Source organism: Sphingobacterium tabacisoli (genome assembly GCF_017908035.1).
In the GTDB taxonomy this organism is placed as follows: Bacteria; Bacteroidota; Bacteroidia; order Sphingobacteriales; family Sphingobacteriaceae; genus Sphingobacterium; species Sphingobacterium tabacisoli.
Map to the genome: position 1 here is coordinate 402981 of NZ_JAEQMU010000002.1, position 26619 is coordinate 429599.

A 26619-nucleotide genomic window follows, 5' to 3' on the forward strand; every position below is an offset into this window, starting at 1 on the left:
ATAAATTTGGGCAAATTTATTAAATTATAACTAATCCTGAGCTTGATGGTTAACTTTTTCATTATCATTGCTTGTCTACTGATCGGATATTTGTTTCGCTTTTTCAGATTAGCGGGCAAGGACAGCTATAAAATAGTTAACAACTGGGTTATTTATGTGGGGCTGCCATCGATCGCTCTTTTGTACATTCCTAAGATTGACTGGACGCTGGCTTATCTTTTTACAGGCTTGTTGCCTTTTTTTGTGTTCGGACTTTCCTATGTGTTTTTTCGGTTGATTCAACCTATGCTAGGTTTTTCTTCTAGAACGCTGACTACATTGATTATTGTTTCTGGCCTGAGTAATACTTCGTTTGTAGGGTTTCCGCTTATCATTAGTTTTTTTGGTGCTGAGCAGTTGAAAGTTGGAGTTGTAAGCGATCAGGCGACTTTTTTTGCTCTTTCTTCTTTCGGCGTTCTGTTGGCGGCTGGTTCTAAGCGGAATGGACTCCGTGCAAGGCAGAAACTTGGACTTGTGGGCCGTCGTATACTTACTTTTCCTCCATTTATTGCGGTAGTCTTGGCATTATGTTTTCAAGATTTTCTCCGAATAGCTTACTTCGACGATTTTTTTTCTAGCCTTGCTGCTACCGTGAGTCCCTTGGCTTTATTTTCTATCGGTTTGCAGCTGCACTTTCATCATATTAAAAAAGAGATGAAGGTCATCAGTGCTTCGTTGTTTTATAAGTTGTTGTTAGCTCCTGTTGGCGCATTACTATTTGCTGTTTTTTTTGATTGGAAGGGAGTTTTCTTTCAGGTGTCAGTTTTTGAGATGGCGATGCCAAGCTTGGTCGCCTCTAGTATGGTTATTCAGAATTTTGGTCTTAATGCTAAGTTAGCAAATACCATTATTGGCCTGAGCATATTGTTGGGCTTAGCACTAGCTTTTTTATGGCATAGTGTAATTATTACACTTCTGTAACATAAATGTTATATACAATTGGGTCTATAATTTGATTTTACTTTTACCTTTATTAAAACATAAAAGGCAATTAGCTTATAAACCCGTTGTGAGATACATGAAGAGACTTTTTTTTGCGTTATTGATATTGAGCGTCAGTTCTATAAAAGCTCAGGATAAACCATTTAAAAAATACATTCAAGAAATTCAAGGTACTTCTTTGTCCTTTTCTATGGAAGCTATTCCTGGAGGAAAGTTCAGTATGGGAAGTAGCTCTGGTGAAGCGGATGAATCTCCGGTGCATGAAGTGAAATTAGCGCCGTACTGGATGAGTACGTTTGAGGTGACTTGGGATCTTTATGAACCTTTTTTGTACAAAGATTTTGAGCTTTCAAAGCAGAAAGAAGGTGCGGTTCCTGCGTTAGTTGATGCGGTTACGAGACCGACTAAGCCTTATTTAGATATGACGTTTGGAATGGGTAAAGAGGGACATCCTGCTTTAGCTATGACCCATTATAATGCGATTCAGTTTTGTAAGTGGTTATATGTCCGGACGGGCGTGTTTTATCGTCTACCTACCGAGGCCGAGTGGGAGTTTGCTTGCCGTGCTGGCTCAAATGATGCTTACTTCTTTGGAAATCAATCGGATTTATTAGGAGACTACGCTTGGTATGGCGCTAATAGTGATAAGCGGACCCATAAGGTAGGGGGAAAAAAGCCAAATGCATATGGCCTGTACGATATGCTTGGCAATGTGTCTGAATGGACCTATGATCAATATGTGCCTGATTTTTACAGTCAATTTAAAGGTAAAGTCGCGGAAAACCCTGTGGCTGAGCCAACTGAATTATATGCTCATGTCGTGCGTGGTGGTGCTTTTGATAGTGATGCAAAAGCTTTACGTTCATCGGCGAGATCGGCATCCGATCCTGTTTGGAAACAGTTGGATCCTCAGATGCCTAAATCGAACTGGTGGTTTCCGGAAGCCCCTTTCGTAGGTATGCGATTGGTGAGACCTGTAAAAACACCTTCGCATGAAGAGGCCATGGCGTATTATGATAAAGCACCGATAGAAGATTTTTAAACCATATACCAATTATATTATAAGTTATGAGCAGTTTTAATAGGAGAGATTTCTTAAAATCAACTTCGATTATGGCAGGAAGTACAATCATCGCAAGTTCCCCCTTGTCATCCGTTTTTGCCGCAGGCACAGACGTCATCCGTGTTGCCGTTATTGGCTGTGGAGGACGTGGTACAGGGGCAGCTGTAGACGCACTAGAGTCGGGACAGCAGATTAAAATAGTAGCGATGGCTGATGCGTTTAAGGACAACCTAGATTCAGCGTATACTAATCTTCAAAAGAAGTATGCCGATAAGATGGATGTTCCAGATAGTCGCAAATACGTTGGATTTGATGCTTATAAAGCAGCTATCAAGGATGCAGATGTTGTGATTCTGACTACTCCTCCAGGATTTCGCCCGATACATTTTGAGGAAGCAATTAAAGCCGGAAAGCATGTTTTTATGGAAAAACCTGTTGCCGTAGATATTCCTGGTATCCGTAAGGTTCTTGAAGTAGCTGCTGAAGCTAAGCGTAAGAAGTTGAATGTCGTAGTAGGGCTTCAGCGTCGTTATCAGACGAATTATCGGGAAGCTATAAAGCGTATTCAGGATGGTGCTATCGGTGATGTCGTGGCTGGTCAGGTCTATTGGAATAGTGGCGGTGTATGGGTGAGGCCTCGTAAACCAGAGCAGACAGAGATGGAGTATCAGATGCGCAATTGGTATTATTTTAATTGGCTCTGTGGTGATCATATCGTCGAACAGCATGTGCATAATATTGATGTTGCCAACTGGGTGAAAGGAAAATATCCTATTTCTATTGAAGGTACCGGATCACGCGCTCACCGTACGGGTAAGGATTATGGCGAAATCTATGATAATTTTGCGATAGAAATGACTTATGATGATGGTTCTGTAGTCTACAGTCAGTGCCGTCATTTTGAGGGTACGCATAATAGGGTGGAAGAAGCTTTTCAGGCCACAAAAGGTAGAGTCTATCTGTCTGCCGGTAATCAGGCTGTGTTATGGGATGCAAATGGTAAGGAGATTTATCGTCATGATGCAAAAGGTAATCCAAATCCTTATCGCCAAGAGCATGTCGAATTGTTTGCTGCAATCGCGAAAGGAGAGTACAAATTTGATAATGCAGAGTATGGAGCTTATAGTACATTGACTGGTATTATAGGTCGTTTGGCATGTTATACTGGTACAGTAGTGACTTGGGAGAAAGCGATTCAATCGAATGTTTCGATTATGCCTGAACATTACGCTTGGGATGCATTGCCACGTCCTTTGCCGGATGCTAACGGGTTATATCCTGTGGCGGTACCTGGTATTAACACGGCCTTATATATCTAATTATTGAATATGTTTGCTCGTGCTATTCAGCGGATGCTTTTTGGTTCCCCCACCTCTGTAGGGATGTTTCGATGTGGCTTTCTTTTCTGTTTTTTTCTGTTGACTGGTTTTCTTTATGGGCAAGAGTCTCATGTACTATCAGGGAGAGCACAGGGCACTACTTATCAAATTAAGTATTATGGCGAGGAACGGGTTTCGAAGCAAGAAATCGATAGTGTCTTAAAAGTAATAGACCAGTCGATGTCGCTTTACGATGCAAATTCTATTATTTGCCAATTTAATGATCCTAATGTGTCCGAGGTAACTATGGATGATCATATGGCGAAAGTTGTTCAAGCGAGTTGGAAGACCTATCAGGATACTCGTGGTTATTTCGATATTACGGTGTATCCGCTTGTTAAGATATGGGGATTTGGAGCGGATGGTGCGAAGAATGTTCCGAGCCAAGAGGTAATAGATAGTGTACGGCAGATTATCGGGATGAAGAAATTGGAAGTGAAGGGCAATAGGTTAGCCAAACGTGTGCGGAATGTTTCTATCGATTTAAATGGGATTGCGCAGGGATATTCTGTCGATGTATTGGCCAGTCATTTAACAAGTAGGGGAGTTAAAGATTTTTTGGTGGAGTTGGGAGGAGAGATCCGCTCATTTGGATCTAAGCCTGATGGACCTTTTGTGGTGGAGTTGTATAGACCAACACATATTGCTAAAGGAGAAATGCTGCGAGTGAAGTTGAACGATAACGCTATTACCAGTTCGGGAGTTTACGAACAGCAACGCAAAGTGAATGGGAAGATGATATCCCATCATATGAACCCATTGACGGGACAACCTTTGCAGAGCACTATCGTGAGTGCTACCGTAATTGCAAAGACAGCGATGGAAGCAGATGCGCTAGATAATTATTTTATGAGTTTAACTCCGAAGGAAGCTATTCGGTTTGCTAATAAGCGCCAGGACGTGGAGGTGTATATCGTTTGTTTTGAGGATAATACTTTCAAAGAGTTGCAAAGCTCAGGATTTAATAACTATATTTATTAAGTAATCAACGCATAAACCTTTTAATAAAATAATGAAGAGATCTGATTTTATAAAAAACTCAGGACTGCTATTCGGCAGTAGCTTACTGGCTCCAGCTGTGTCTCAGGCTGCTGTAAAGGAAAAGGATACGAAGTTGGGAGACCCTTTCCGACTTGACTATGGCCCGCACCAGGGTATGTTTAGCGCTAGTGCCGGTAAGAATTTTCTGGATGAGATAAAATACATACATGATTTAGGTTTTCGGAGTATTGAGGATAACGGTATGCCTGGGCGAACAGTCGACGAACAAAAGAAAATCGGGGAGCTATTGGCCAAGCTAGGGATGCGTATGGGGGTGTTTGTAGTGCCTAAAGGAGGTAATGGTGCCAATACACTTGCTGCTGGTAAACAGGAGCATATCGATATTTTTCTTAAAGGTTGCCGGGATTCTATTGAAGTTGCAAAGCGGGTGAACGCAAAATGGATTACAGTAGTTCCTGGAGATTATGACCGGCGTCTTCCAATCGGTGTGCAGACTGCCAATGTAATTGAGGGGTTGAAGCGTGGCGCTGAATTGCTGGAACCTCACGGTATTACCATGGTTTTGGAACCGTTAAGTGATACACCTGATCTGTTCCTGCGATTTACAGACCAAGCTTATGAAATATGTAAAGCGGTAGATAGTCCATCGTGTAAGATTTTGTACGATGCTTACCATCAGCAGAAGAATGAAGGTAATCTGATCAATTTTATGAATCAATGTTGGAGTGAGATTGCTTATGTCCAAGTCGGTGATAATCCTGGACGTAAAGAACCAACAACGGGAGAGATCAATTATAAAAACGTATTTAAATGGCTTCATAACAAAGGCTACAAAGGTATAGTGGGAATGGAGCATGGCATGTCCAAAGATGGAAAAGAAGGGGAAGCCGCTTTGGTCAAAGCATATAGAGAAGTCGATAATTTCTAATCAATTTAAACTTATGAATTCAACTACGAGAGTCAAACTATCGTTTATGATGTTCCTTGAATTTTTTATTTGGGGATCTTGGTTTGTTACCTTAGGAACATTCCTTATCAAAAACCTGAGCGCAGGCCAGTTCGAAATTGCGAATGTGTTTTCAACACAATCCCTTGGGGCTATCATTGCTCCATTTATCATCGGAATGATCGCGGATCGTTATTTTAACGCAGAACGTATATTGGGTGTTTTACATCTAGTAGGTGCTATTTTGATGTATCAAATGTATCAAGCAGCTGATGTAACGATATTCTACCCTTATGTATTGTCCTATATGATTTTATATATGCCTACTTTGTCTTTGGTGAATTCAGTTTCCTTTAGGCAGTTGTCTAATCCAGAGAAACAGTTTTCTGGAATTCGGATCTGGGGGACGATTGGTTGGATTGTCGCTGGATTATCAATAAGTTATTTATTTAAGTGGGATGGTGCTGAGGCTTCTGCGCAGGGAGCTTTGAAAAATACATTTTTGATGGCCGGTGTTGCTTCTTTAGTGCTCGGATTGTTTTCTTTTGTTCTGCCTAAAACACCTCCAGTTAAAGTATCTGCGGAGGAAAAGCCTTCATTTGCTTCAATTATCGGACTAGATGCAATTAAGTTGTTGAAAGATAAGAATTTCTTGATTTTCTTTGTCTCCTCAATCTTGATTTGTATCCCTCTTGCTTTCTATTATCAAAATGCGAATCCCTTTTTAGATCAAATCGGTTTGGAAAACCCAACAGGGAAGATGACTATTGGTCAAATCTCGGAGGTAGGATTTCTTTTGCTGTTGCCGTTGTTCTTTACCCGTTTTGGATTCAAAAAAACCATTTTGGTCGGAATGTTAGCGTGGGCGGTTCGCTACTTGCTTTTTGCCTATGGAAATGCCGGAGATCTTTCGTTTATGTTGATTCTAGGTATTGCATTGCACGGTATCTGTTATGATTTCTTTTTTGTTTCAGGACAGATCTATACGGATAGTAAGGCTGGAGAAAAATATAAAAGTGCTGCGCAAGGTTTGATTACCTTGGCTACTTATGGTGTAGGACAGCTAATCGGTTTTTGGGTCGCTGGATATGTTGGCGAAATGTATAAAGACCTACAAGAATCTAATGTTGCCGCATTTTGGCAACAAACCTGGATTATTCCTGCAGGAATCGCATTGGTGGTGATGGTTATTTTTATGCTGCTCTTTAAAGATGAGAAAGTTGGAACAGCAGCTAAAGTTTAGTTAAGTAAAAGAGAGAGTTTGTTAAATAAAAAATATTTAAAATCATGGTAGAAAACAATACATATGATGCAATTGTAATAGGTTCAGGCATAAGTGGGGGTTGGGCTGCAAAGGAATTGACAGAGAAAGGATTGAAGACAATTATGCTGGAACGTGGTCGTAATATCGAACACATCAAAGATTATACCTCGCCCAATAAACATCCTTGGGAGTTTCCGCATGCAGGAGGTAGAACGCAGGAGATGATTGCTGATTACCCCGTGTTAAAGCGTGATTATCCTTTGAATGAGAAGAATCTTGATTATTGGGTTAATGAAAAGGAGAGTCCTTATACCGAAATCAAGCGTTTTGACTGGTATAGAGGTTATCATGTAGGAGGACGTTCATTGATGTGGGGTAGGCAGTCTTACCGTCTTGGCGACTTGGATTTTGAGGCGAATTTGAAGGATGGACATGGTGTAGATTGGCCGATCCGTTATAAGGATATTGCTCCTTGGTATAGTTATGCAGAGAAGTTTGCTGGTATATCTGGAAATCGCGATGGGGTGGCCTCCCTTCCAGATGGTGATTATATGCCCGCGATGCCTTTCAATATTGTGGAGAAAGATTTAGCCGCTCGCCTACAAAAGGAATATGGTGGTAAGCGTCATTTTCTGATGGGACGTACAGCAAATATTACTGTCCCACATGAAGGGCGTGTCAATTGTCAATATCAAAACCAATGTTGGTTGGGATGTAACTTTGGCGCTTATTTTAGTACACAATCGGCTACTTTACCTGCAGCTGTTAAAACCGGGAATCTGACGTTAAGACCTTTTTCTATTGTTACTAAGATCATATACGATAAGGATACAAAAAAAGCTAAAGGGGTCGAAATATTAGATGCTGAAACAAATCAAACGTATGAATACTATGCGAAAATTGTTTTTGTATGTGCTTCTGCAATGAATTCTACTTGGGTATTGATGAACTCTGCGACAGATGTGTGGGAAGGTGGCCTTGGTAGCAGTAGTGGTGAATTGGGACACAATTTGATGGATCATCATTTCCGTTGCGGTGCTGGAGGAAAAGTAGAAGGTTACGAAGATAAATATATTTTTGGAAGACGCCCAACGGGTCTTTACGTACCTCGGTTTGTTAATGTGGATGGAGACAATAAACAGAGGGAATATGTTCGTGGCTTCGGTTATCAAGGCGCGGCTAGCCGCGGACGCTGGTCTGGGGAGATTGCAGAGATGAGTGTAGGAGGGGCATGGAAAGATGCTATCTGCGAGCCTGGAAATTGGTCTGTAGGTTTTGGTGCTTTCGGTGAGATGCTTCCTTATCACGAAAATCATATTAAACTGGATAAGGATAAGAAAGACAAGTGGGGATTACCTGTACTGGCTATTGATGCAGAGATCAAAGACAATGAGATCAAGATGCGGGGAGATATGCAGAATGAGATGAAGGAAATGTTGGAGAGCATTGGTGTGAAAGACGTGAATACTTATGACAATGTATACGGGCTCGGACAAGGGATTCATGAAATGGGAACTGCCCGTATGGGAAGGGATCCAAAGACATCCGTATTGAACGGGAATAATCAAGTGTGGGATGCGCAGAACGTATTTGTTACAGATGGTGCGGCTATGACATCTGCTGGCTGTGTGAATCCATCTTTGACTTATATGGCTTTGACAGCACGTGCAGTAGATTTTGCTGTGAGCGAACTTAAGAAAGGAAATTTATAATATTAATAGGACTCTGTTATGAACAACGAAAGTAGAAGAGATTTTATTAAAAAGGCAGCAATAGCAGCTGCCGGTGTTACTATTGTGCCCCGACATGTGCTTGGTGGACCTGGATTTCGTGCTCCTAGTGATATGTTGCAAGTTGCTTCTATTGGTGTAGGTGGTATGGGAGGTTCGGATGTAAACAAGATTTTTCAAAGTAATAAGGCGAATATTGCCTATCTCTGTGATGTAGATAAGGCAAGAGCGAAGGGATCTGTTGAAAAATTTCCTAATGCTAAGTTTTACACTGATTTCAGGGAAATGTTAGATAAAGAAGCACAGCATATTGATGCGGTATCTATATCTACACCAGATCACAATCATGCTATTCAGGCATTGGCAGCTATGGAATTGGGTAAGCATGTATATGTGCAAAAGCCTTTGGCACACGATGTGTGGGAGGCACGCGCACTAACTCATGCTGCGAAGCGCTATAAAGTAGTGACCCAAATGGGAAATCAAGGTGCTTCTGGAGATGGTGTACGTCAGATGCGGGAATGGATTGATGCAGGGCTGATTGGTGATTTGGTGGAGGTTTATGCTTGGACGGATAGACCAGTATGGCCTCAAGGTATTGCTTGGCCTGCTCAGAAAGCTGCGATACCATCGACTTTGGATTGGGACAAATGGTTAGGTACGGCTCCTTATACGGAATATTTTGATAAACTGGTACCCTTCAATTGGCGAGGCTGGTGGCCTTACGGTACAGGTGCGTTAGGAGACATGGGCTGTCATAACTTAGAAGCTCCCTTTAGCATCTATGGATTGCAATATGTGAAAGATGTGCAGGCCAGTGTAGGCTCTGTGTATGTGGACGAGTTCAAACGCGGATATTTTCCGGAATCTTGTCCTCCATCAAGTTCAGTAACGATGACTTTCCCAAAAACAGCAAAGACAAAAGGTGATGTTAAAGTACATTGGATGGATGGCGGTATACAGCCACCTCGTCCAGATGAATTAGGAGCGAATGAGAAATTTGGTGACGGTGGAAATGGTATTCTTATTATAGGTTCAAAGGGAAAGGTATTAGCAGATACCTATGCTGCAAATCCTCGTTTGCTCCCAACTACTAAGCAGTATAAAAAGGTTGCAGAAAAGTATAAGAGAGTACCGGGTGGCGCTAATGGACATTGGGCGCAGTGGGTGGAAGGTTGCTTGGCAGGCTACGGTAACATGGAAATGTCTTCGCCGTTTGAAATCGCCGGACCTCTAACAGAGGCTCTGTTGATGGCAAACTTAGCCATTCGTGGAGCTGATTTAAAAATTGATAATAAATATCCTGGTCGGAGCCTAAAATTACTTTGGGATAACGATAATATGCGTGTAACAAACTTTGAAGAAGCGAATCAGTTTGTCAAACGCACCTATAGACCAGGTTGGGAAGTAAACTATACATTTTAAATAGATAAAGATGAATAGAAGAGAAGCAATACAACGTGTGGCCATGATTTTGGGTGGTTCCGTAATTGGTGCTAACTTATTTTTGGAAGGTTGTACACGACCTGCGTCTAAAGACGTTGCAGGGTTATTTGAGAAAGATATTATTGAACGATTAGGTGATCTGGCGGATGCTATTTTACCTCCTACAGAAACTCCTGGTGCTAAGGAAGCCGGCGTTGGTAGTTTTATCCCGGTTATGGTAAGAGATTGCTACACGGAAAAACAGCAGAAGGTATTTTTGGAAGGTTTTGCTTCCCTGGATGCAAAAGCGAAAGAAGTAAAAGGTAAGCCTTTTGGTGAGCTTTCTATTGAAGACCGTACGGCAGTAGCCGCAGTACTCGATAAAGAAGCTGGCGAGTTCAATAAGAAACAGGCTGAAGAGCAAAAAGAAATCCGTGAGAAAAATAAAGTGAAACAAAATGAGCTTTATCATTCGGAAGAAAACGATCCTTCACATTGGTTTACGATGTTCAAGCAATTGACGCTTACTGGATTCTTTAATTCAGAATTAGGTTGTACGAAAGCACTTCGTTATGTGAAAGTGCCCGGTCGATATGATGGCGAGTTCCCATACAAAAAGGGGGATAAGGCATTTGCTTAACCGCATAGTATAGGTTAAAAAATCGGGTAGTGTAATTGAAGCGCTACCCGATTTTTTTATTATGTTAGTTGAGGCTAAATCCCTAACTTTAATTCAAAACTATATAAAGCTATCCATGAGTAATCGTAAGCAAATTGATGAAATCGTTGAGAAGAATAATGACAATATGCGTAAGCTTCATGACATCGTCAAACAGACTATGGAGGAGGAAGCGCTTATTGTAGATCGTTTAGTCCATCCACCTAAAGAGATTTTGAGTAGGGGGCAACGTATATCAGATAGGGTAGCACAGTTTGGTGGAAGTTGGCGTTTTATAATTATTTTTATCGTTATTCTACTGGTGTGGATTGCTTTTAATACGCTGGCACTGAAAAGCGAACAGTTTGATCCTTATCCCTTTATTTTGATGAATCTTGTACTTTCTTGTGTTGCCGCTTTGCAAGCACCAATTATTATGATGAGTCAGAATAGGCAAGAAGAAAAGGATCGAATGCGTGGCGAAAACGACTACTTGGTGAATCTAAAAGCTGAACTCGAAATAAGAAGTCTTCATCAAAAAATGGATATTTTGCTTGAAGAACAGATTAAAGGCCTGTATGAAACCCAACAGGAACAGTATAAGTTGATTAGAGAGCTGTACCATAAAATTGAAAAATTAGAGCGCAAACTGCCTGGTTAAGGACTATGATAACTGAACGACTTCGACATTTTAATGCCCTGTTTTGTTTGTTGTGGTTGATCATAACAACCGTAATCTGGACAGTCAGTGACTATCAGCAGCATGATCTGTTTTCGAAAACCATTTCTGTGATGGTACCACTTGGTGCGCTTATCCTATCCACATATATCCTCTGTAATCTGCTATTACCTCAAGCTGTTGGTAAAAATAGAGGATATTGGACGGTGCTTGTATTAGTGAGTATGGCCTTGGTACAAGGTGTTTTATTATACCTCTGTGAAGAACTGCTCTTTTTTTTAGGACAGAGCGGGGTTATCGTATTGGACACTGAACCTCGGGATACCTTTTGGGTTTCTATTATTAATGCAACTCCAATTGCGTTGTTATTGAACTTGGGTTTTGGGGGATTGCGTTTTTTCTATGAACATGCTAAGCTCTCTGAAAAGCACCATGTTTTACAGAAAAGTCTTTTGGAAAGTCAGGTTGCGGCATTACAGGCGCAGATTAATCCACATTTCATGTTTAATGTGTTGAATCATATTCATATATTAATGCAGCGTAATGTTGACAAATCTTCTACTTTGTTATTGAAATATGCTGACATGTTGAGGTATCAGCTTTATGAAGGAAATAAGGATTCGACCTATTTAAAAACTGAGATCGCATTTATAAATAATTTTATTGAGATAGAACAGATCCGTTGGGATAATCGATTGATTATTGATACATGCTGGAATATCGGAGATGCGCAGACCCGTATATCACCACTGTTGTTTTTTACACTATTGGAAAATGCTTTCAAATTTGTCTCGCGTCCGGAGGATGGTAAGGGATTTGTAAAGGTTAAAATGGATCAAGAAGAGGAATGTATTGTTTTTTTTGTGGAGAATTCGGTTTCGGGAAGTAATCTTGTCGATAAGAATGAAGGTAATTCTGGATTGGGTCTGTCAAACCTTCGTAAACGATTGGATCTTTTATATGCAGAGCGGTATAAGTTGGATATTGTGCATACCGCAGAGTGGTATAGTGCTACGTTGTTGATTTATGTGTAGTTTTGGTGATGATGGATTTACTTACTTGCCTCATAGTTGATGATGAGCCTCTAGCAGTGGAGGGGATGCGTTTTTACCTGGAGCAGATTGATGGAGTTACTGTTGTAGGTCATTGTTACTCGGCTCTGGAAGCTCGCAAAAAAATCAAGGAGACTTCTGTTGATTTGATTTTTTTAGATATCAACATGCCTGGTATTTCCGGGTTAGAGCTACTAGAATGTTTGGAAAATCCTCCTATGGCGATTTTAACAACAGCTTATTCAGAGTACGCTTTGGAAGGGTATCGCTTGGATATTGTTGATTATCTGCTCAAACCTATTGCTTTGCCCAGGCTGCTGCGTGCTATAGAGAAAGCTCAGGGCAAGAAATGTCAAATTGGCCCGCCGGAACAGACTATCAATGAGCTATATATCAAACATGAAGATTGTTATGTGCGTGTTGAACCTAAAGAGATCCTTTTTGTAGAGGCTATGCAAAATTATGTTCGGATACATACCACTAAAGGAACTTATGTGTCTCATCAGACTTTAAGTGCTATTAGTGAGAGGTTGGGAAACAAATCCTTCTACCAGATCCATAAATCTTTTCTAGTGAATACGGCATGTATTGATAGTGTCAAAGGTAATCGAGTGGTGGTTTATGGTCAAGAACTGCCATTGTCTAAACATCGAAAAGAAGATTTCTTTAAGAAGATTGTGAATATCTAAATCTTAGAAATGGATGGTTGCCTTTAGCATACTGCTATGATGAGATAGTTCTGGCGTGATGTTGATATGTCTACGCCCCTTAGATGGGTTTAATAAATTTTTTATTTTTGGAGTAAGTAAATAGCTTAATTCTGTTGATAGGATACCAAATCCTGCTCCCGCAACAACATCGCTGAACCAATGTTTATTGTTAATAATACGCAATGCACCAGTTCCAGCAGCGATAAGATACCCTGATGAAGCAATCCATATATTTTCGTCTTTATATTCCTTAAAAAGCATATGTGCACCTAGGAAGGCTGTCGCAGTATGACCGGATGGAAAGGATTTTGAATTAGAACCATCCGGACGTATAACTCCAACGCTACTTTTCAGGCTGTGTACGCTTAATAGTGTTAATAGTGCTGCCGTACTTAAGAACTGCGTGCGCTCGACGATATTATGTTTTGCCTGTAGTCCAGTGAAATCCAAAGCATATACGGCAAGTATTGGTGTGTACTGCATGAAATCATCAATACGGGTGCCTCTGGGGGATATTCTGTTGGCATATGCTTTCGTGTCTCTATCTAGGTGTTGCAGACTAGGAATGACCTGTCGGGCTACACCATAACCAATCAGGCCACCAGCTATTAAAAGAGGTTGATAGCGTGTTGGAGATGTTGCTTTTAGTTGAATAGGATTTACGGAATTTGTGGTGCTATCGGCCTTTAACTGGAATATAAACAGGCAAAACAATAGTATATAGAAGAGTATGAGCTGAATTAATTTGTACATTATCTTTGCTTTTTTTGCAAAGATGTATACCGTTAAGGCTGGTCTAAAAAAAGTTTGACCACTGTATCAGGCGTGTTGATAAGTGGTCAAATATGAAGGATGAACGGAAATAGATTTAACGCTCTATGTCCTTTAAACTGTTCATTTTTTTATATTCTAAGAATCCTTTTATATCTTCAAAGTGCTCACGGACACGTTTGTTTCCAAATTCAAATACTTTGGTTGCTAGTCCATCGAGGAAGTCTCTATCGTGGGATACCAAGATGAGGGTGCCATCAAAATCCTGAAGTGCGTCTTTGATAATATCCTTTGTCTTCATATCCAAATGGTTGGTAGGCTCATCGAGAATCAGTACGTTGACAGGCTCCAAAAGGAGTTTAATCATCGCTAGCCTGGTTTTTTCACCGCCTGATAGGACTTTTACTTTTTTAGTGGTATCATCGCCACTAAACATAAAAGCGCCCAACATATCTTTGATCTTGACACGAACATCACCTATAGCAATCTGATCAATGGTTTCGAATACCGTTAACTCTTCATCAAGTAGAGCTGCTTGGTTTTGTGCAAAATACCCTATTTTGGCGTTATGACCTACTTTTAGGCTTCCTTCAAAGTCTATTTCTCCCATGATAGCTTTGATCATGGTTGATTTTCCTTCCCCATTTTTACCGACGAAAGCAACTTTTTCTCCACGTTCTATTACCATAGCTGCTTTTTCAAATACGACATGATTGCCATACTTTTTAGTGAGCTCTTCTACCATCACAGGATATTGGCCTGAGCGGGGCGACGGTGGAAATTTTAATCGTAAAGCTGACGTATCGACTTCGTCTATCTCGATTATTTCTAGTTTTTCCAACATTTTGACACGAGACTGTACTTGTAAGGTTTTGGAATAAGTCCCTCTAAATCTGTCGATAAATTCTTGGTTGTCCGCTATAAACCTTTGCTGTTCTTCGTATGCTTTTAACTGATGCAAGCGACGATCTTTACGTAGCTCTAGGTAATGACTGTATTTTGCTTTGTAATCGTAGATACGTCCCATTGTTACTTCGATGGTACGGTTGGTGATATTATCTACGAACGCTCTATCGTGGGAGATAACAATGACGGCTTTAGCCGAATTGATTAAAAAATCTTCTAACCATTGGATACTCTCGATATCCATGTGGTTGGTCGGCTCATCGAGAAGGATTAAGTCTGGTTTTTTTAACAAAATTTTGGCTAATTCGATTCGCATGCGCCATCCTCCAGAGAACTCTGAGGTCTGACGTGTAAAATCTGTACGCTCGAAGCCTAATCCTTTGAGTACTTTTTCAACTTCAGCATCGTAATTGGTCTCTTCAATAGAGTAGAACTTTTCACTGAGTTCAGACACACGTTCGATTAGCTTCATGTAATCGTCCGTTTCATAATCGGTACGTACGTTTAGCTGTTCATTCAGTGCTTCTAATTCATCACGCATCTGATAGACTTCTTCAAAGGCTTTTGAGGTCTCCTCGAAGACGGTCATATTGTCCTGTGTTAACAAATGTTGTGGCAAGTAGGCGATGACAGCATCTTTCGGGCCTGATACGTTGCCATTTGTGGGTTTGCCAGCACCGGCAATGATTTTTAATAGAGTGGACTTGCCAGCACCATTCTTGCCCATAAGGGCTATTTTATCATTTTCATTGATAGAAAAAGATACATCGCTAAAAAGAGTTGTCCCTCCAAATGAGACGGAGACATTATTTACGTTGATCACGATACGCCTATGTTAAAATAAGTTGCAAAGATAGTATTTAGAAGTTAGATGTCGGATATCAGATTTAAGATATCCGGTTTGTAATTTAAAATGTTAAAAAACAACTACTGCTCGTATACTAACCCCACATTGTCAACCCAGAGTCGGCTATCCGTATTACCGATGTATGCCCCACCGTTGCTGGATGAGAACTGTACGATAAGGTGTGTGACAGTGTCATCTTTGGTTCCCCAGCCTTCTTCGCGGATGGGCACCATTTTGCCTTTGCTGTTCTTGGTGTAATAAGCTTCTGTATTATTCCTCAGTCTCATATCTGTGGTGTAATAGCTTTGTTTACTGATGTCTCCATAATTGACGGGGATGCGATATTTGTTTTGCCAGCTGTTAACGGTTTTATCCATCAATTTCCAGCCTGTACCTATGCGTTTTGCATATACATTGCCATCTTTGTCTTCCCATCTTTTCTGTAAGAGGATCTGTATTTCTGCTTTATCGGTTCTTTTTGCATCGGATCCATTTCCCATACCGTTGACATATCTAGAAGTACCTCCTGTGACGACTTTGTAGTCAAATTGTAAGGCTTTCGGTTTTTTTGTGAACGGAATACCTGTAATAAGTTTACTCTGTGGGTTTTTGGTACTGGTAATCGGTTCAATCATTTCGCCGAGGAATATGGTGCCGGAGGCGAGCACGTTGATGTTGATAACCCCTAGAACTTTTACACGTTCGATGCGTGTTTCTAAACGGGCAGCCTGTCCATTGCCACGTGCTTCAGGAAATACGGTAACACTACCTTTGGTGATGCCACTAACCGTAGCCAGCACTGATGAGGTGGCCCAAGGGGAGTTTTTATTTTGATAAGGTGTATTGACGGGAAGTGTTTCTTTTGCGTCTGTTATCTCATAAAGGTACTGTGTATTACCACCGATGACAAAGGATTCTTTTACTTCCCGTTTTAACCAATTGTCCATATGGCCTAAGGGGAGTAGTTCTACTTTATCCCGTTGAGCTGCTGCGAATAGGGGAAGCAAACTCGTTATTAAGGTCAGGATTTTAAACTTTGTATTCATTGTGTTTATTGTTAGTGGCCTACTGTATGCCATTAAATTTATTAGTCTTTGATTCCTCTTTTATCGAACATATCGAAGTCCTCTCGTTTCAAATTCATTTTACGATAGGGAACAGCGATGTCGTGGTCGTTCAGATAGAGACGGGGTTTGGGACGAAAGTTTTTACTTATTAAAGATAACTCCGTATTTAGATAGGGAGTCTGTACGTGCGCCATGTTGAGTACGGTATGAAATACGGTACTACTGGAAACGGGTTTTTTACTATTGGTGTTTACCGCTTGTATTGCTTGGCTATGATCAGCGATATAAGCATCCGAAAACCACATGACAAATGGAACTCTTAATTGATAGTATGTTGGAGTCGGTGAGGCGTGTAGAAACTTGTTTCTACCGTCGTCCATCAGGTCTTCACCATGATCTGAGGTATAGAGCAACGCGACCTGTGAATCGGTTTCTGTTAGGGCTTTTATCGTTTGTGCTAAAAAGTAATCCGTATATAAGATGGTATTGTCATAAGCATTGACCAAACGCTCTCGTTCGGATTTACTTACGTTGGTGATCTTGTCAGGAGTGTATTTTCTGAACTGCTCTGGATAGCGCTCCATATATTTGAAATGTGATCCGTAGGTGTGGAGGAGGATGAATAGATCTCCTGCATTTTCCTTAATCTGTTCCTGCATGAGGGCAATTAACTCTGCATCATAATGATTTTGCGTGACACCTGTCTTGCTGTTTGTCGTGCGCAGGGTTTTATAGATATCAGCGCTTTTGGTGAAGTACTCGATAAAAGAAGCGTTTTCGGCTTGATTTGATAAGGAAATGGTGGTGAAACCTGCTTCCTTAAAAGCTTCTATTATACCTTTTCTCTGATATATGCTGTTGTAGTCCTCTATGTTGACATCGGACAGGAGCATAGACACACTCTTATGTGTGGTGTTGGACTGCGTCAATGCATCTTGGAATACAACTAAGTTGTCTTGTTGTTGAAGCTGTGGGTTTGTTTCCCTCTCATAGCCGTACAAGGACCAGTTGTCGGCTCTACCGGTCTCTCCAATAATCAGGACATAGATTTGTCTTTTTGTATTGTCGACCTGCTCTCTTGTGGCTTGGAACTTAAAGTCTTTTGATGTCTTTGGGTAGTGTTTTACTTTGTCCCATTTGTCGAAGGCAAAAACTAGATTGTTTAGCGCGCTAATAGGATATATTTCTTTTTGAAAAACCAGTGTGTCGCTGTTTTTGGGGATACTGGAATAGGAAAGTAAGAATGCAACTATTAAGAATAAACTAGCGGGAACTATTATTTTTCGCCTAAAACTTTGGTTTAAATAGTTTTTCTGTCTCCACTGACGAATGGCTAGAATCAGAGCTGGTATATATAATATCAGGACTAAAGCGATAGAAGGTAATAAGCTTCCGAGTAGTTCGTTGATTTCGGATGTATTGGTGGAAGCCACATTGAGGAACATATCTACTGCAATTACGTCTTCACCATAGAGATAGAATAGTACAATCTGAAACGCATGTAAAAATAGGAGTGGAAAGGCAATTAAAAGACTTGCTCCTGTGTTTTTTACGATTGAAAATAGGACCATATACAATCCCAAGGGGAATGTTATAATAATGAACTTGCCTATACTGTCTATGGGGTGTGTTAACGCAAAATAGAAGCTTGGAGCCATATTGACGAAGATATAGTACCAAAACAGATAGATTGGGTTATTAGTTATTGCTTTCATTAAAATGATTCGTAAATGTTAAAATAGAAGCCGTTCTGTCCTTTGCCGAATCCGTAGTCAAGCCGAACGTTTACTCTATTTTTAAATTCCCACCTATAGCCTAATCCATAAGTCGGTAGTGTATGTGACCAATCCATCTTCTTTAGGGATGAAAATACATTACCAGCACCTCCCCATAGCGCTACACCGTGGCGTCCCGTTATTTTCTGACGAAGCTCAACTTGGCTATTCAGCTGACTCCGGTCGCGGTACTGTCCGATAAAATATCCTCTCATCTGTCTAGCTCCTCCCATTTTTGAAATCATCGTCCAAGGAGCTGCTTCACTGTTAAATTCGCTGTTGAAATCAAAAGCTATAAGTCCGTTGGTCCAGACATTTTGATAGGCCCGTGTGGTGAACTTTATTGTGTTGAAATAATCCTTGCTACCGAACGCGGAAGGAAAAAACGTTTGCTCATATTGAATAAATAAACCTTTGCTCGGGTTGGGTATGAAGTCCCTACTGTCGTAGGATAAGAGAAAACCAGCTCCTACAGCGGTATTATTTGTGCTTTCCTCGGGCTTAAAGCTGATGTCTTCAAAACTTTTACTGCGAATATTCTGCGCGGAGACTATTAATCCAAAGTACGTGTTAGGAAGTATTTTACGTTGGAGGTCAAATTTTAATCCTAATTGATATTCGTCATATTCTGAATATTTATCGGCTGCTCCTGCGTCGTAACCTATACCATAAAATCGGGTTGGCATATACTTGAAGTTCATATCGTAATTGATACGGTACTTGTTCTCTGGAAAGATTGTAGTGTTCTGCACGCCTATGGCAAAAAAACCGTTAGTGGTGATATTAGCGTATATAGCAACATCGGAAGGAGGCAGGCTCAAGTCTTGTTTGTCGATTCGGTAGAGACCTGATGCGATCAGCCCCAATCCCAGTTTGGTATCGACGGAGTAGCTAGGCCCTCCTATAAATGATATATCAAATTTGCTTTGTGTCTTATCTTTTTTTGCTTCCTCAAAATAATTAACGAAGCGTTTGAAGAATGTTCTTTTTATAGGTACACTGTCTTGTGTTGTTTGTGCGCTATCCTGAATTCCACTATCCATATGGACGGTTTCCTGAGCCCATAATGTCGTTGTTGTTATTAGAAGAATAACACATAAAGCCGTCCGTGTAAATATTTTTGTCATCGCTAGATATCTATGATCGAATATGTATGAAACTAAAACCAGGCTTAATCCTGTTGTGTAGATGATGTAATCTATTAAAATAGATGTGTCACATTAAAGACTATCTCAGATTGAGAAACAGTAGTAAGTGGCTTGTTTGAACACAAGGCAAAGATAAAATAATTCTTATTGACCTAAATGGTTACAAAGTCAAAATAAGGTAAAAAGCTTGTAAGAGTGACTATTCTTGGCCAGTATCTTATTAATAGGCTTTAGCTTGATGTTCCGGGCAGTCTATCCGAAGATCTGTGTTAGCTAATCTTTGATTTAGCAATCGGCAAAAATGAAGTGTTCCATTATCCGAAGATTGGTAATAGGAACAGCTGATACACATTCTCTGAACACTTATTATTCCGGATTGATTGAGATGAGTGACGATTTCTAGAAGACTGGATAATAGTGTTTCTTTGCTCGTATCGTTTAATTTATGGATAGGTGTTCTTATTTCTTCTGTAAATAAGGAGGTCTGTCGAGCAATTTCTCTTCCTTTGTCTGTTAGATGGATGGTGTAGCTTCTTGTATCCTGTTCCTCATATTCCTTGACAATAAGTTCTTTTTGTTCTAATGTTTTGACGGTCTCGCTGATCGTGGCCTTGGTCATGTTGAATTCTTCAGCGAGGTAACTTATTTTCCGATTTTCGGCATCGTGATGAAGTAGAAAAATCAAGAGCTGTATTTGAGTAGGCGTCAGAGGAAAATCTTTGCTCTGACGCCATAGTAGCACACGAAAAGACTGGGTTATTCTTTCCAATGAAGCTACAATTTTGCTTTCTATATTGCTGTTCTGTTGTTCCAGATCAAAATCGGATCTGTTCATGGTATATGCTATTTATTTACAGTTTTCCATTTCATAGATAAAAACTCCTTTTTCTTTTATTTCATTTTGCCATTCGGTTCTGACCTGTTCTACATGGCAGAATTGGCACTCGTGGGCTGTCAATGGCTGCCCCTCCTGGTTTTTACTTTTAAGGTAATCTCTTCCATAATTGTAAATTACATCAGCATCAGTTATTGCTGCTGGTACAATAATGTCAAAGTGCATAATCGTACCATCTTTTTTTGTTACGTAGGTATCCCAAACAGCTACTTGCATTTTTATTGATTTTAATAATTGTGTGATTCTATTTTAATACGAAAAAATGCCCCACAAAGATAGTTATCCTATCGAAGTGGGGCAAGCTTTTAACCTTTTACATCTGCAATCGATGCACCAAAGTTGATGTGTAACACATTGCCTTGTGGTGTTACTAAAGCGGGTACGGACTTCACGCCAGCCTTCTCTGCTTCTTCTATCCGTTCTCTGACTTCACCGATATGTACGACTTCTACGTTGTCGATTCCTACAAGGTTGACGATGTCGTGCTCTGCGCTAATGCATACAGGACATCCAGCATGGTAAAAAACTGATTTTGACATGTTCACTAAAATTTTAATCTGTTCCTGAGGCAATATTGCCTTATTCAAAAGTAGTTAGGATTCCTAACTATATCAAGAAACAGCGCTCTATTTGCTACTGGTCTACCCTTGTTTTTTAATTCTGTCCTATCTTGGTTGGGATTTTAGAAGCCGTATTTTACTTTAAGTATATTCTTCTTTGTGTTTACTTTTAAAACCCTTATTCCCTGAAGCTCTGCTGTATCGGTAACATGGGTGCCTCCACATGCGTAATTCAGGTAGTTGCCTATTTTTACAAGTCTAATGCTTGTATCAGCTTTTGGGGTGAAGTGAGAAGTTCTAAAGGAGTCTTTGTAATCGGAAGAGGCTGTTGAGACTATTTTGGAATGAATTGGGAGCTTTTGGGGGATAAGGGTATCTAAGATGCTGTTGATGTCTTCTATAGCAATGTTTTGGACTGTATTTGCTGTGTCAAACTCTATGGCGCTATTACTAGGATAGTGTGAACCTTTTATAGGGGTAAGATTGAGTTTAAGCTCTTCATATATTATCGAGGTGATAAGATGTCCAGCGGTGTGTAGTTGGGAGTTTACCGCTCTCTTGATGGGATCAATTCTAAGGGTAATAATTGCATTGTCTTCTATTTCCTGTCTATCGATGTAGATTTTTAGACTATTGGCGTGAAAAGCCCCTTTGATTATCGAGCTTGTTGTATTCCCAATGGTTATTTCTGCAGTGTCGCTTTCTTGTCCCCCTCCACCCGGAAAATAACAGGATTCCTGAGGTATGATAAAGAATCCATTATCATCCGTGCCATAATCAAGAATCTGTGTTTCGTTTAGAGCAGTCTCAGGACTGTGGTAGTATATCAAGTGCGTTTCCATATTTTGTTTTTTGTATTTGACAGGGGTAAAGGTGCTGCATTTAAAGTAAATAAAATAGAAGGCTCATAACATCTGGTAATTGGTTAACATCTATTTCCGTATAATCTGTAGCTTTTCATGTTTCGAAAAAAAATATCGGATCAATGTAAATAAAAGGTGATTTTTTTGACCATCCTTTCTTCACGGATTTCGGTACGTTTGACAAAGGAGATAGCTAGGTATTGTATCTTTCAACGGATCTGAAAAGTTGGGCATAAAGGAATTAAAGTAGGTTTTTATAGCGAGATACAATTTTTTGTAGAATACAATGGCGGACACTTGTTTTTGATTGTTTTCATGGTGCTTCAATAAATGTGACATGTACTAATATAAAGAATTGGCTGTTGGTGTACAATGAAAGGCTACGGAAGGTAGACAAATAGGAACATTTATCCAGATCATATTTTGTGATTGGACGGCTTTTTTTTATAGGTTTACCGTGTATTCACCGTATAGGACACGGTGAATACACGGTAAGCGGACGGCAGATGACTGTCTCAGGATAGAATAGATACTCAGTATGCTTCTTACTTAAGTAAAATCAGAAGGGAGGTTCCAATACCATTTTTTGAATTCTATAATCTCTGATTTGTTGAAATATCGGGTCCTGTTCTTGCCGATCTTTGCTATCTTAATCTTTCCGGCATCCTGATATCGGCGAAGACTGCTGTCGCTGAAGCCAACGAATTCTTCCACTTCTTTGGCATTTAGGTATATAATCTCTCTTTCTTTTGTATCACGGAGTAGGTTTTCTATTCTAACCAGTTGCTCTGTCAATGTGGATAGGTTTTCTGTTTGTATCGCTAAGGATCTTTTTATAAACAGCTGACAGTTGAAGATGAATTTCAAAATTTTTAACATGACGACGTATGTTGTAGAGTAGCTGCCGAAATCATGCAGAGGCTGACAATAAAGCATAAGTAACCTCTTCCAGTAATCTAGATTAATAATTGGGGATAAGCTTGGTCAGTATGGCAACCTCTTGCGACATCCCCATCATATCACAATAGTTGCGCTATCTTGAGTCAAAAAAATCCTTAGCACATTAGATTATTAGACAAGATGTCGAATTATAATCAATAAAACAATAGCTGTTCCATCGGGTACCTTCAATAGACTTTCAATATCACGGAATGGTTCCGTCAAAGTCCCTTCAATATCTTGTATAGGCTTGTATTCCGATCGGTATGGATAGTATGTTTGTCGCTGTAAGGCCTATATACCGGTATCAAAAATGCCTCACAATGGTTTAATTTTTAAATACAATAAAAAATGGGAACAATCAGAAATGGAGCCAATGGTGGCTTCAAAGGGAAAGCCGGATCGGTGATTGGGAGTAGTTGGAAAAATGTGGACTATATAAAAGGGCTTTATAAAAAACGTACTAAACCTTCGTCGCCCGAACAGCTAGAACAACAGGCACGGTTTAAATTGATAACGAGCTTTCTGAATCCAATCGTACCGATGTTACGGATTGGATTTGGACAGCTACAGGCGGATCGAAATACGCCTGCTAATGTGGCACTAGCCATGAATATCAATAGAGCTGTAGCCGGTTCCTACCCAGACTTTACGCTAGACTATCCTAATATCCGCATTAGTGAGGGCAATTATCTCGGTGGAGGAACCACGGCGGCGAGCGTGACTGGTGGACAATTGACAGTGACCTGGTCGACGCTATTGAATACGATGGCCGACACGCGGCCTGACGATACGGTGTATATATTACTGTATCAGCCAGATATTGAAGAGTTTTTCACTCCAGCACAGCTACCTACACGTCAGGATGGTCAGATAGAGGAAGAACTGCCGGCTCACTTCCTAGGTGGAAAGGGGCATGTCTGGTTGTTTTTCTCAGATCGCAAGGCAAAGAAAGTATCCCGTAGTTCGTATCTGGGCGAACTGGACCTGGTTTAATTTACAATCAAAGGGCGGTGTAGCGCCGCCCTTATAATTTAATCAATTAAAAATTAACGTGATGATTATATATAATGGAGCAAGTAGCTTATTGGATCCTCGGGTTGTTTCTAGGATGAGATTTGGGCATGCGGCGAAATTTTTGGCACCGCTGGCACCACTGATTAAAATAGGTCTGGCTACACGACGAAAGGGGAAGACAGCCATGGGGCGGGCAATGTCGCATGTGCTTTCTGTCGCTATGAACAAAGAATTTCCCAACTTAGAAATCGAACCTGCTAATGTACGGCTCAGCGAGGGAAATCTGCCAAATCCTACGCATATACGTATCGAACGGGAAGAGAATGTCATAAAGGTGTCGTGGGAAAAGACAGCTTTGGGAAGGGAGGTATATGCCGATGATGAAGTGATCATCTGCGCATATGATATCCCGGGGAAAGTTGCTTTTAGAAATACTGAACCAGCAGAGCGCAAGGATGGTTGCAGTAATATCGAGCTGTCGGACGATAAGACGGACGTCTCAGTACATCTCTACCTGATGTGTCATAACCGAGATAAAACGAAGTTTTCGCGGTCTATTTATTTAGGGTATTTATGAGAAAGGTGATATGAAAGTTGAAGTAAAACGTATCCGGCAGGGAAAGAATAGTACCCTGTCGGACATTTATATCGAAGATGATTTTTTTGGCTACGGACTAGAGGATCTGGTAAGAGATGTCAAGATAAAAGGTAAGACGGCAATTCCTGCCGGTACATATCGATTGGGAATCAATAAGCATGGTACCATGAATGAAAGGTATAAAGTGAAATTTCCAGAGATGCATCGTGGGATGATCGAAATTTTAGATATACCTAACTATTCGGCGGTGTATATCCATATCGGTAATTATCACAGCGAGACCAGCGGTTGTCTATTGGTCGGCGAATACTTTAAACGTTATGATGGCGACTATGCAGTATACGACTCTAGCAAGGCTTATATAAGGCTTTATCGGCTTTTGATCGATGCGGTATCAAAAGGGGAAGCAGAGTTGGTTATTGAGTGATAAGGTTATGAGGTTACAAGGTTATAAATTTTAAATAAAATAAAATGAACAAGATAATCAGGAAAATAAACAGCGCTGTACATATTGTGCTAATGGCACCGATCAAACTGCCTGTAAAGGTATTGAACATCGTAAAGTATACGGCGTTGGCATTGGGTGTATTAGAGACGATACTGGATAAAGAGGAAACAAGCGATGATAAGACAAAGAAAAAGGAGGTGGCTGATGAAGAGTCTAAATAATGTCACGGCGGGTACCTTAGGCGGTACTTTTTGTTCGATATATGCTTCGATATCCTTGGGAGAGGCGGGACAGACCATACTTCTTTCTGCTTTGGGATCCATAGTCAGCTATCTGGTTTCTTCCTGGCTGGGACGCAAAAAGAATAAGCAATAAATGAATGGGGAGATGATGTTTAATTGTCATCTCCTCTATACAGACACGCTAGCTCAATATCTGATTATCATTTATAATTAGTTTGACTTATTTATCTTTTTTATTATACCCTAATATATCCATCACCTGTTGTTCGTTCTGCTGATCTGAAAAGACGTCAACTTTGATTTCACCGAGTTCGTTACGGTCAATTAGAATATGTTTTGGATGTGGGATAAGGCAATGGTGAATTCCGCCGAAGCCTCCTATGCTTTCCTGATAGGCACCGGTATTGAAGAAGCCGATGTATAGTGGTTTTTCTTTATTGAATTTTGGAAGATATATGGCGTTAAGATGCTGTTCGGAATTGTAGTAATCTTCGCTGTCGCAGGTGACTCCCCCTAATAGTACACGCTCATAGTTCTCATTCCATCGGTTTAAGGCGAGAAGAATAAAGCGGCTATTGATAGCCCAGGAGTCGGGGAGGGTCGTGATGAAAGATGAGTCGATCATATTCCATCTTTCACGATCGTTCTGTTTCTTTTGATAAGCTACTTTATAAATTGCACCTGCACTTTCGCCTACTGTAAACGAACCGAACTCTGTAAATATTTGAGGTACGGGTATGTCAGCATCGTCACAGGCATTCTTTATCTGGCTGAGAATTTCCTCAACCATATACTCATAATCGTATTCGAATGCCAATGAGTTTTTGATGGGGAAGCCGCCTCCTATATCCAAACTGTCAAGACTGGGACATTCTTTTTTCAATTCAACGTATATCTTTATACACTTCAATAATTCATTCCAATAATAGGAGGTATCACGAATACCTGAATTAATAAAGAAATGAAGCATTTTTAACGCTACACGGTCATTCTTTTTTATCTCATTACGATAATATGTAAGAATATTTTTATAACCAATTCCTAGTCGTGAGGTATAGAATTCAAATTTTGGACTTTCTTCGGAAGCAATCCTTATGCCTACATTGATTTTTTTATCGGTCCTGGCCAATAATAGGTTAAGCTCTTCGTAATTGTCCAGGATTACCGTTACATTGCTTTTACCTGTATCGATCAACCTCGATATGTTATCGAGATATTGTGCATTTTTAAAGCCATTACATAGTATAGAAGTGCTGTCACTTATTTTATTCTCATAGACTAGCTTTTCTATAATGTTTATATCAAAAGCAGATGAAGTTTCGATATGTACGTTGTTCTTGAGGACTTCTTCTAATACAAAACTAAAATGGGAGCTTTTTGTGCAATAGCAATAATGGTATTGGCCCTCGTAGCCTATTCTTTTCATTGCTCTGTGGAACCATTCTTTTGAACGTTGGATATTCTGTGATATCCGGGGTAAATAAGTGAATTTAAGTGGAGTACCATGCTCCTCAACGAGCTTCATAAGGTCTATACCATGGAATAGTAATTGATTTTGCTGGTCTAGATTGAATTCGGGTTGTGGGAATACAAAAGTCTGGTCGATCAGATCAAAATACTTTGTTTTCATTGATGCTATTGGTTTAATTATAGT

General features: G+C 40.3%; 28 protein-coding genes. 17 read left to right on the top strand and 11 right to left on the bottom strand.

Annotated features, from left to right (window positions below):
* Nucleotides 1-45: 45 nt before the first annotated feature.
* The 12 genes from JKG64_RS12670 to JKG64_RS12725 all read left to right on the top strand — a co-directional run bounded on the left by JKG64_RS12670 (nt 46) and on the right by JKG64_RS12725 (nt 12868).
* Nucleotides 46-960: an AEC family transporter gene (locus JKG64_RS12670; RefSeq protein WP_210354682.1), complete on the top strand. Its 915-nt coding sequence runs from the start codon at nt 46-48 to the stop codon at nt 958-960.
* A 97-nt stretch (nt 961-1057) separates the two neighbouring features.
* On the top strand, nt 1058-2023 hold the full coding sequence (locus JKG64_RS12675) for a formylglycine-generating enzyme family protein (RefSeq protein ID WP_210354683.1): 966 nt from the start codon (nt 1058-1060) through the stop codon (nt 2021-2023).
* Between the two features lie 71 nt (nt 2024-2094).
* A complete protein-coding gene (locus JKG64_RS12680; RefSeq protein WP_246512589.1) occupies nt 2095-3363 on the top strand; it encodes a Gfo/Idh/MocA family protein in 1269 nt (422 codons plus the stop codon).
* A 9-nt stretch (nt 3364-3372) separates the two neighbouring features.
* Complete coding sequence (locus JKG64_RS12685; RefSeq protein ID WP_246512606.1) at nt 3373-4404, top strand: FAD:protein FMN transferase; 1032 nt, start codon at nt 3373-3375, stop codon at nt 4402-4404.
* 31 nt (nt 4405-4435) lie between these two features.
* A complete protein-coding gene (locus JKG64_RS12690) occupies nt 4436-5353 on the top strand; it encodes a hydroxypyruvate isomerase family protein (RefSeq protein WP_210354686.1) in 918 nt (305 codons plus the stop codon).
* Nucleotides 5354-5366: 13 nt separating this feature from the next.
* A complete protein-coding gene (locus JKG64_RS12695) occupies nt 5367-6614 on the top strand; it encodes a nucleoside permease (RefSeq protein WP_210354687.1) in 1248 nt (415 codons plus the stop codon).
* A gap of 44 nt (nt 6615-6658) precedes the next feature.
* On the top strand, nt 6659-8347 hold the full coding sequence (locus JKG64_RS12700) for a GMC oxidoreductase (RefSeq protein WP_210354688.1): 1689 nt from the start codon (nt 6659-6661) through the stop codon (nt 8345-8347).
* Between the two features lie 18 nt (nt 8348-8365).
* Complete coding sequence (locus JKG64_RS12705; protein WP_210354689.1) at nt 8366-9790, top strand: Gfo/Idh/MocA family protein; 1425 nt, start codon at nt 8366-8368, stop codon at nt 9788-9790.
* A gap of 10 nt (nt 9791-9800) precedes the next feature.
* The gene (locus tag JKG64_RS12710) at nt 9801-10430 is read left to right on the top strand and encodes a gluconate 2-dehydrogenase subunit 3 family protein (RefSeq protein WP_210354690.1); all 630 of its coding nucleotides are present in this window, start codon (nt 9801-9803) and stop codon (nt 10428-10430) included.
* 115 nt (nt 10431-10545) lie between these two features.
* A complete protein-coding gene (locus JKG64_RS12715; RefSeq protein WP_210354691.1) occupies nt 10546-11109 on the top strand; it encodes a DUF1003 domain-containing protein in 564 nt (187 codons plus the stop codon).
* Nucleotides 11110-11114: 5 nt separating this feature from the next.
* Entirely contained in the window at nt 11115-12161 is a 1047-nt protein-coding gene (locus JKG64_RS12720) for a sensor histidine kinase (protein WP_210354692.1), read from the top strand.
* An 8-nt stretch (nt 12162-12169) separates the two neighbouring features.
* Complete coding sequence (locus JKG64_RS12725; RefSeq protein WP_210354693.1) at nt 12170-12868, top strand: LytR/AlgR family response regulator transcription factor; 699 nt, start codon at nt 12170-12172, stop codon at nt 12866-12868.
* Between the two features lie 3 nt (nt 12869-12871).
* Here the strand turns inward: JKG64_RS12725 and JKG64_RS12730 are convergent, their stop codons facing one another.
* The 10 genes from JKG64_RS12730 to JKG64_RS12775 all read right to left on the bottom strand — a co-directional run bounded on the left by JKG64_RS12730 (nt 12872) and on the right by JKG64_RS12775 (nt 22600).
* Nucleotides 12872-13642, bottom strand: a complete 771-nt coding sequence (locus tag JKG64_RS12730; RefSeq protein WP_210354694.1) for a phosphatase PAP2 family protein — start codon at nt 13640-13642, stop codon at nt 12872-12874.
* A gap of 115 nt (nt 13643-13757) precedes the next feature.
* On the bottom strand, nt 13758-15389 hold the full coding sequence (locus tag JKG64_RS12735; RefSeq protein ID WP_210354695.1) for an ABC-F family ATP-binding cassette domain-containing protein: 1632 nt from the start codon (nt 15387-15389) through the stop codon (nt 13758-13760).
* A gap of 104 nt (nt 15390-15493) precedes the next feature.
* Nucleotides 15494-16459 carry a PCMD domain-containing protein gene (locus JKG64_RS12740; RefSeq protein ID WP_210354696.1) on the bottom strand — a complete coding sequence of 322 codons (966 nt, stop codon included), beginning with the start codon at nt 16457-16459 and terminating at the stop codon, nt 15494-15496.
* A 41-nt stretch (nt 16460-16500) separates the two neighbouring features.
* A complete protein-coding gene (locus tag JKG64_RS12745; protein WP_210354697.1) occupies nt 16501-18195 on the bottom strand; it encodes a lipid A phosphoethanolamine transferase in 1695 nt (564 codons plus the stop codon).
* Entirely contained in the window at nt 18195-19382 is a 1188-nt protein-coding gene (locus JKG64_RS12750; RefSeq protein WP_210354698.1) for a BamA/TamA family outer membrane protein, read from the bottom strand. Before JKG64_RS12750 ends, JKG64_RS12745 begins: the two co-directional genes overlap by 1 nt.
* Nucleotides 19383-19623: 241 nt before the next feature.
* Nucleotides 19624-20238, bottom strand: coding sequence for a MarR family winged helix-turn-helix transcriptional regulator (locus tag JKG64_RS12755; RefSeq protein ID WP_210354699.1), 615 nt, complete (start codon nt 20236-20238; stop codon nt 19624-19626).
* 12 nt (nt 20239-20250) lie between these two features.
* Nucleotides 20251-20514: a DUF2024 family protein gene (locus tag JKG64_RS12760; RefSeq protein ID WP_210354700.1), complete on the bottom strand. Its 264-nt coding sequence runs from the start codon at nt 20512-20514 to the stop codon at nt 20251-20253.
* A gap of 89 nt (nt 20515-20603) precedes the next feature.
* Nucleotides 20604-20837, bottom strand: coding sequence for a thioredoxin family protein (locus JKG64_RS12765; protein ID WP_210354701.1), 234 nt, complete (start codon nt 20835-20837; stop codon nt 20604-20606).
* A 143-nt stretch (nt 20838-20980) separates the two neighbouring features.
* Entirely contained in the window at nt 20981-21700 is a 720-nt protein-coding gene (locus tag JKG64_RS12770; protein WP_210354702.1) for an alanyl-tRNA editing protein, read from the bottom strand.
* A 570-nt stretch (nt 21701-22270) separates the two neighbouring features.
* Nucleotides 22271-22600, bottom strand: a complete 330-nt coding sequence (locus JKG64_RS12775) for a helix-turn-helix transcriptional regulator (protein ID WP_210354703.1) — start codon at nt 22598-22600, stop codon at nt 22271-22273.
* 411 nt (nt 22601-23011) lie between these two features.
* Between JKG64_RS12775 and JKG64_RS12780 the strand changes: the two genes are divergently transcribed.
* The 5 genes from JKG64_RS12780 (at nt 23012) to JKG64_RS12800 (ending at nt 25098) form a co-directional block, all read left to right on the top strand.
* Nucleotides 23012-23656 (top strand): DUF6266 family protein, encoded by a 645-nt coding sequence (locus tag JKG64_RS12780; protein ID WP_210354704.1) that lies wholly within the window; start codon nt 23012-23014, stop codon nt 23654-23656.
* Nucleotides 23657-23717: 61 nt separating this feature from the next.
* Nucleotides 23718-24254, top strand: coding sequence for a DUF6266 family protein (locus JKG64_RS12785; protein ID WP_210354705.1), 537 nt, complete (start codon nt 23718-23720; stop codon nt 24252-24254).
* 10 nt (nt 24255-24264) lie between these two features.
* Nucleotides 24265-24702, top strand: coding sequence for a DUF5675 family protein (locus JKG64_RS12790; RefSeq protein ID WP_210354706.1), 438 nt, complete (start codon nt 24265-24267; stop codon nt 24700-24702).
* A 44-nt stretch (nt 24703-24746) separates the two neighbouring features.
* Nucleotides 24747-24944: a hypothetical protein gene (locus JKG64_RS12795; RefSeq protein ID WP_210354707.1), complete on the top strand. Its 198-nt coding sequence runs from the start codon at nt 24747-24749 to the stop codon at nt 24942-24944.
* On the top strand, nt 24928-25098 hold the full coding sequence (locus tag JKG64_RS12800; RefSeq protein ID WP_210354708.1) for a hypothetical protein: 171 nt from the start codon (nt 24928-24930) through the stop codon (nt 25096-25098). The genes JKG64_RS12795 and JKG64_RS12800 overlap by 17 nt, the downstream gene beginning before the upstream one ends.
* Nucleotides 25099-25185: 87 nt before the next feature.
* Here JKG64_RS12800 and JKG64_RS12805 read toward each other — a convergent pair whose 3' ends face one another.
* Nucleotides 25186-26595, bottom strand: a complete 1410-nt coding sequence (locus JKG64_RS12805) for a type III PLP-dependent enzyme domain-containing protein (protein WP_210354709.1) — start codon at nt 26593-26595, stop codon at nt 25186-25188.
* Nucleotides 26596-26619: the final 24 nt, after the last annotated feature.